General features: G+C 47.2%; 3 protein-coding genes and 3 pseudogenes. 4 read left to right on the top strand and 2 right to left on the bottom strand.

What is annotated here, in order from left to right:
* Window positions 1–842: 842 nt before the first annotated feature.
* Window positions 843–1169: pseudogene (locus tag VE954_RS13605) on the top strand (response regulator); the annotation flags it as partial.
* A gap of 484 nt (window positions 1170–1653) precedes the next feature.
* Here the strand turns inward: VE954_RS13605 and VE954_RS13600 are convergent.
* Entirely contained in the window at window positions 1654–4431 is a 2778-nt protein-coding gene (locus tag VE954_RS13600; RefSeq protein WP_324953582.1) for a 7TM-DISM domain-containing protein, read from the bottom strand.
* A 308-nt stretch (window positions 4432–4739) separates the two neighbouring features.
* On the opposite strand from VE954_RS13600, the pseudogene VE954_RS13595 reads away from it, so the two are divergent.
* Together VE954_RS13595 and VE954_RS13590 are read left to right on the top strand one after the other, a co-directional pair.
* Window positions 4740–4897, top strand: a pseudogene (locus VE954_RS13595) (IS6 family transposase); the annotation flags it as partial.
* 861 nt (window positions 4898–5758) lie between these two features.
* Window positions 5759–6121, top strand: coding sequence for a hypothetical protein (locus VE954_RS13590; RefSeq protein WP_324953580.1), 363 nt, complete (start codon window positions 5759–5761; stop codon window positions 6119–6121).
* Between the two features lie 47 nt (window positions 6122–6168).
* Here VE954_RS13590 and VE954_RS13585 read toward each other — a convergent pair.
* A pseudogene (locus tag VE954_RS13585) lies at window positions 6169–6410 on the bottom strand (transposase); the annotation flags it as partial.
* Between the two features lie 414 nt (window positions 6411–6824).
* Here VE954_RS13585 and VE954_RS13580 point away from each other — a divergent pair.
* The coding region (locus VE954_RS13580; protein WP_324953578.1) for a transposase at window positions 6825–7182 on the top strand (358 nt) is incomplete at its 3' end.

Raw genomic sequence — 7182 nt, 5'->3', positions numbered from 1 at the left:
GCCGAGCTGCCACTCATCAAGACAAGGCTCACGAAACTTCAACCCGATCTGGCTGGTAATGCTGCGGTTGAACTTCTGTTTAGTGAAACGAAGTCAGCGCTCGAAGCCGCGCAGGAATACTATTGAGGATGATGGGCTCTGCTTGAGGCTCTGTTGCAGAAACCTCCGGAGGCCGACCGTGGAAGATCGGCCCTCGTTTCCAAGTCACTCCCAGAGTTTGACGATGACGAGCATTCCGTCCTGCTGCCCACCATTTTTCAGGGCCGCAGAAAGAATGCTTGGAGATTAATCCAGGCCCTGAGTGGGTCTGCTTCACTGGATCGCGATACCGTTGAAATTCCCGGCAGGAAATAAAAGCCAGGGTTTAATGCTTTCCGCTTTTTAGCAAGAAGTTCATTTCATGGCCGCAGCAGTACCGTGAGATGAGGCCAACCCCCCGTCCGCTGGTGACCGAGGCCGTCTCGGCGGTTGTAGTGCCGTCGAGGAATACTACTATATCAGCAACGGTCTCGTCGGTTCTGTTGCGCCTGGGTAAGACCGTGGTATTCTCGAGGAAACTAATTCCAGCATAATCCAAACTGATTTCGGCCAACAATCTTTGGAACCCCCGCCACCCTACCGATGGATGCGCACTGCATCCCTGATCATCATTAATTGCGAGAACACGATCAGCTTTCCAGTATACAACAAGAGATGCGGACGAGGATGAAATCCGAATCCCGCGTGTTTCATCCTACGGAGTCGACCCCTGGTCCGCTCTCAGTAGTTGCATGGACAGACCATGCTGATACCGATAAGAGCGCGGCTCCCGTCGTTATTAATGCCAGGATAGGCATGGGGCAACTGTTACTCGCTGCCACTCTGCCGATAAAGCGCTCGAAGAGCTTCACAGCAAAACTTTTGATGTTATCGTCTCGGATATTGCAATGCCCGAACGTGACGGGTTTGAGCTTGTCAAAGCCGTTCGCGAAATGGAAGAGGGATCGGAACACAAAACCCCTGCCGTTGCCATATCGGGGCACGTTGACTATGAGAGCCTGGCTGCATCCTACAGCCAGGGCTTTCAGGTTCACCTCGGAAAGCAAATCAACCAAAAACTTTTGATCGCAATCATTGAACGATTGCAAGAGCTTGACGGTGAAGCCGTCAGGCAGGGATTCAGTTGGTAAGCAACACCAGGGAGTTGGCTCTGATCACCCTGGCAGCTAGAAAGTTAGAAGAAGGGATTGAGCCGGTGTAATGGGGAAAAGCCGGCAGGCCTCCAAATGAAAGCAAAAACTTTGCCAGAACTGTTCGTTAATTTGCGCAGGGAATGGCGTCATAAATGAAGCCGCACGATCCTACCACGTTTTACTTGATAACCATCCTTTGCCAGTGACAGGTCAAGTTTCTGCGGGACATTGAGAAGTGTCCGCGGTGTGTGTCTATAGATGAGTTCAAGCGTAGGGATGAGTGGCAGTATTGAATCGCGGGACATCCAGTTAATTCTGGAATAAGCGTCCTCCAGGGAAGGAATGTCAAAGCAGCTCTTTATGATCTCAACTTTGACCCAGTCTTCTATGATGATACGGGTCGCCATTACGAACAGCTCACGCGTTTCCCTCGACAGCAATTCCTTTTCTACGGGTCTTCCATGCTATGGCCGTCAATCCGTTAGGAAACTTTAAGCGGCTGATTTTTCTGGAGTTCCATTTGATAGAAATACTGATAAGGGAGAGAAAAAAGTACTTTGAACTGAACAAATGACGAATTGTCAATGCCCTCGAATAGCTGGATATCTATAGTACCGCCTTCCCTTTCGATAAGCGATCGTATAGCATCCATGCCCACACCACGACCCGATATATCAGTCACTTTCTCTGAGGTGGAGAAGCCCGGCTCAAAAACAAGGCGAGCCTTTTCATCAGTTGATCTGCTGGCTAGCCCATGCAGACCTTTGCTTATTAGAGTCCTTTCAATTGACTTCAAATCCAGGCCTTGTCCATCATCCATATATTCAATACAAACAGAATCACGTTCTCTACGCATATAAATCGATATTTTCCCCCTAGGATCTTTTCCTCTGGGTATACGAATTCTAGGTGCCTCAATGCCGTGGTCCATGGAATTCCTGAGCAAATGGACCAGAATGTTGCTAAGGACCTGCTTGCCTTTCTCTTTAGCACAAAGGCCGTTATCGAATACTTCTACATAAGGCATCTCTTTCTCAAGATCTTTTGCTAAGGCACGAATTAAGTCTGAAAATTCGAATGCGAAATCTTTCCCTGGTGTGTAGATTTTTGAGATAAGCCACGCTTTTATCTTTTTGATGTCCAATTCCTGCTGTGCAGTAAAATTCACATCTATGAAGCTCCTATCGATTATTTCAACTACGGATGATATTTCATCACTCGACACATCGGGCTTGGAAAGGTAATCATCTTTTCGACCGAGGACATTTTCAAACACGTAAGTGTATTGATTGAAGATAGCAATTACAACGTCCAACGCTTCTTGGATTTTTGATTTGTCCAACCTCACGACCTTATCACGGGCATCCGACAGAATATTCTCGTAACAATGAATGGCGTCTTTCAGCTGTCTTAGATTTAGGGATCTGGCCATGCCTTTGAAAGTATGGGCATTGATAAATAAAGCTCGAATCGTATTCTCATCGTCGGACTCACCCTGGGACACTGTTTCTCTGCTCTCGGCAATTAATACCCGAGCGTTGTAAAAGAAGCGTGCGACTGTCGAAGAAGGAGCAATTATGAGTTCTTTTAGAATGACTACTTGTTGGTCTTTCAGCTCAGCGTCTGCTTTTAAATTTCGCTCTTCTGTTACGTCCTTCACCGTTACAAGAAGTCGTTCAACGGTACTGTTACGCTCTATTGCGCTCCAACTCAGTTCAAGATGCTTGGACGAGTTATGGCCCTTTAAAACAATCTCCCTGGATAGATTCCCCTTGTTGAGTTCGAAGCCTAATGGCGGTTCACCCAGTATGCATGCGATTGCATTCTTGTCGATATCAGCTGCGTCACAGTCTTTATGATGGAGCAATCTCACAGGATCTTTCTCTGCAATCTCGCTACATTCGAAAATTCTTTCGAGGGCATGCGAATGTTCTTTGTGAATTTTTCCGTCTGGCTTGATTGTGAAGATGCCTAAATCAATATTGTCTAAAATAGCAGTTATGTCCGCGGTCCTTTCTTCAACTCGAGCTTCGAGATTTCGGTTCAGATCCATAACCTTCTCATGCTCTCTCTCGAGTTCTGTCGTCAGCCTCCGTTCAATTTCGAGAACTTGGCGATTGATGCTTGATCCCAGTAGCAAGAGAAAAATGGTCTCCGTCAGCATGAGGACATTGTCTGAGTAATACCGATTTGAAAGGCCTACTAACGTGCCAATGCCATAAAAGGTATAGAGCACTATGGGGATGCTTCCGATCGACATGAGCTGTATAGGACGAAGGTGTCTGAAATAGTAGAAAGACGGCATTGAAAAAAGGATACAGCAGCCTAGGATTGTGAGGTTGATGGGAGCATAGGCCCCTAGTGGCAAGAATATGGATAGAACCCAGAAGGCTTTCGAAATTTGTACTAACTTCGTCAGTACAAAGTTATAGGAAGGTCTGTGGATTTCGATCTGCACATATTCCTGGAAAAATCTGACGATCGTGATTCCCGCCGCCCCATAGCAAAGGTATATGCCTTGAGTGAAAAAGAAGCTTAGATTCCAAGATGATGGTGCCACGAAGCGTAGAATACCATTGTGGATCCATAAAATTGAACCAAACATCGCCACGAATTGGATGTACCTGAGGTAAATTGTTTTGCGATTTGCCAAGTAGACCACAAGATGATAGATCACCAAACAAAGTGGAATAGCTGATTGCATGACCAGAACAAAGAATTGATCGTTTTTGTCGTGCAAGAATATCTTTTCCGACCATACTTGAGGTCGAAGCCTCTTTGGCACTCCCGGCAACTTCATCCAGACAGTTGATGGCCCTGGTGGCAATGAAAGCTTAAATATCGGGGTAAGCGATTTAACCTCCAAGGCATAAGCGGGTTCTTCAACAGAGAAGGTTTTTGTGCTGATGATGACGTCTCTATTTTCGACGAAAGTCTCAATGTTCGGAATAAAGGCATCGTCAAACTCGAGAAAAAGCGTGAAGTATTTGCTGGAAGGATTTTCTACTTCGAATTTTGCCCATAATACGCCTTCGATGAACCCAAGGTTAAGGTTTGTATCATTACAAGCCTCAAACGTTGTTGTTTTTACTTGCTCTAGTGTTTGTCCATTCGATGACACGGTATATTGTAAACGTTTGCCCAACTTCTCATTGGCGATTGAGTCAGTCAGCAGCAGAGGCTGAGCCAATGCTGGAATGCCATAAATAACAAACAATAGAAGAATTATTACGAAGTGCATCCAATCCTCGGTTAACACAGAAGTCCACCCCTTGTATCGGATTGGAGCAAAAATGATATACGCTTCACAACAAATGAGGAGCAGGTCGTTCGGCAAAACGAGAAAGATTAATCTTTAGCTTTCGGGTGTTACGGATAACGTTTTTCGGCGATGAAGTTTTTAAAATCATAAGAAGAAATACCGCTCCCTGTATATTTTATGATCCCTTTCTGAATTTCGGTTGAGGCTAACCCTGGCGATTATGGGCGGTTGTGTTGCAAAAAATCTCTAGTGTTTTGACCTGGGACTCGTCATAGTCGCCAGTTCACCATACCGGGGGAGTGGTTATGGAGCTGAGCTTCAAAGGACGGCATTTTCAAAAGTCCATTATCCTGACCTGCATTCGCCGGTACCTAAGCTATAAGCTCTCCACGAGGGATCTCGAGGAAATGATGTCTGAGCTCGGCGTTCATGTCGATCACTCGACCTCCATAGGTGGGTCCTTTGGGAGAGAGGTTCGGCTACCCGATGGCCTACTGGAGCGATCCAGTGGGTCTACTCACTCCGGGGCCCTGCCTTTCCCCAATGTCCGCGATGAACTGTTACCTACAAAGCACAGGTGAGCATCGCAAGTCTGTGTTATTGGTAATAACCCCCCTCTCCACCCATGCTATCTCGCCGACATTACTCAAATAATCGACTGGAACAGATAGACCGGCTCTTGCTCTACGGTTTTCGCATTTGCGCCATTGTCTGCTGGGTTCTGCATAGGCTGATTCAGCCCAATTTTTACGGAAAGGGTATAAAGCAGAGGATCTGCCGATCCCTGATCGTAGAGGGGTGGATTTTAAAGTTGTGGGTCGAAACATTCGCTGCGCCGTTGGCTTCATTGAGAAAACTGCCAGAAGAATTGCGAAGAGGTATCTTGAGGGCAGTCTCAATACTATAACCAAACACGCCAGGCAGGCGACCAGATTGCGCGAAGCAGCCCCCTGCGGGGCCATGGACTCATAGCTCAATATGATCTTTGCCTTGCTCACCGTGCTTAAATATAGGCAGCCGAAGCGCAATGGCATCAGACGTGCAAGGAGGAGACGAAGTTGGGGGCTGATTGGAACATCGAATTCACACTTATTTTGGCGCTGATCGAGATGTCCGGTCTAATTGGGCGCCACAACAAGGGCTTGTAAAGAAATCTTGTCAACCTGGGAATATCAGTGTTACCCGAGGAGTAAGTCCCAGACTAAGCCTTCTATAAAATAGAAACGGCCAGGGGGAACCAAATTATACAAGAAAAATTTCTAATTGCTTGGTATGGCCCCTATGCAAAGAAACAAAGGACAGTCCATTTTCAGGAGTAACTCGAATGAAAGTCATGAGTACGAATCAACATAGGTTTATAAGCCTGTTCGCAACTCTGAGTCTGGCGTTAAGTTTTTTTGCTTGCGGCACGGCGAGGAATATAAAGCAGGACGACTCACCCGATGTCGCACGCGAACTCGCATCCGCAGACCTCAAGTGCCCTCGCGAGCAAGTAACTGTTAAGCTGTTACCGCTGAGACCCGCCTTTTGTTCTTGGCACGGAAATGATCTTTATGAAGCAAATGGTTGCGAAAAAACCGCAAGGTATCGTTGTCAGGGATCGAAAAACTTTAGTGAAAGCTGCGAAGCATTTGCAGCAGAGGAGCGTACTGTGAAGGATGGTGAGCCATGTGAATCGACTCCTTGAGTGGTGCGCATCGTTCACATCGATAGTGCTAAGAGCGGCTAGCAAAATTAACGTTTCAAAAATCTGTGACATATCACGCAGCAAGCTAACATCGTGAGGGCATCGTGTGTCTCTGGATCTCTTTCTTCTCTGACTTTCAACTGCCTGAACTGATGGAGCCATGAAAGAGTCCGTTCAACCACCCAGCGATGTTTTCCCAAACCGCTACCGTGAGGAGTACCTCTTTTCGCCAGGACTGGTTCTATCCCCTTTTTTTCAGATCCTTCCGAAGATGTTTTGAATCATATCCTCCTTTGCGCTAGAGATGATTATCGCAAAACCTTCACGCCAGCAGACTCTCCATGTAGAGAGATGGGGGATCGCGCAAAGGATATCAGGCCCAAAAGGCCGCAATAGGCCATGGTGCTATTTCTTATGAAACGCTTTACGGCGCAAGCGGTTATCGTAAGGCTATAACGAGCGTCGGTTTGTGGTGTCGGAAAACAGCCATGCTCGCCTCCCAAGTGCGAACCCCACAAGCCAGCCAATCCATCTCTTTCCTGCTCATTGGTTCCCATCCCCTCAACCTGTGCAAGGAGGCATGAATGGGGATCAGGCAGGCGCAGGTTTTCACTGACAATCCTGAAATGGACGCCGCTTTTTGGACCAGTGACTTCGTTAAGTTACAGTGGCATACATTGCCAGGAAGGTTCAAAGAGGTCGTATGAAACGCAAGTCTTACTCACCGGAATTTAAGGCAAAAGTCGCTCTCAAAGCTATCAAGGGCGGGCTGACCGCCAATGAAATCGGAGCCAAGTACGAAGTCCATCCCGTCCAGATCAGCCAATGGAAAAAGGAGCTGCTGGAGAACACGGGCAGCATCTTTGAGGGTAAGCAATGGAATGGTCCTGCCGCATTGAAAACACGGCAACCAACCCGGAGTGAGGCGAAAGCCAAACTCATCGCCGAGCTGCCACTCATCAAGACAAGGCTCACGAAACTTCAACCCGATCTGGCTGGTAATGCTGCGGTTGAACTTCTGTTTAGTGAAACGAAGTCAGCGCTCGAAGCCGCGCAGGAAT

The organism is Oligoflexus sp. (assembly GCF_035638955.1).
Taxonomy (GTDB): domain Bacteria; phylum Bdellovibrionota_B; class Oligoflexia; order Oligoflexales; family Oligoflexaceae; genus Oligoflexus.
The sequence above is the reverse complement of the archived record's forward strand: the minus strand, read 5'-3'. Positions and strand labels throughout refer to the sequence as shown.

Bases quoted from the DNA above. Each gene is read 5' to 3' on its own strand.
- VE954_RS13590 (WP_324953580.1), top strand. From the start codon at position 5,759: ATGAAAGTCATGAGTACGAATCAACATAGGTTTATAAGCCTGTTCGCA.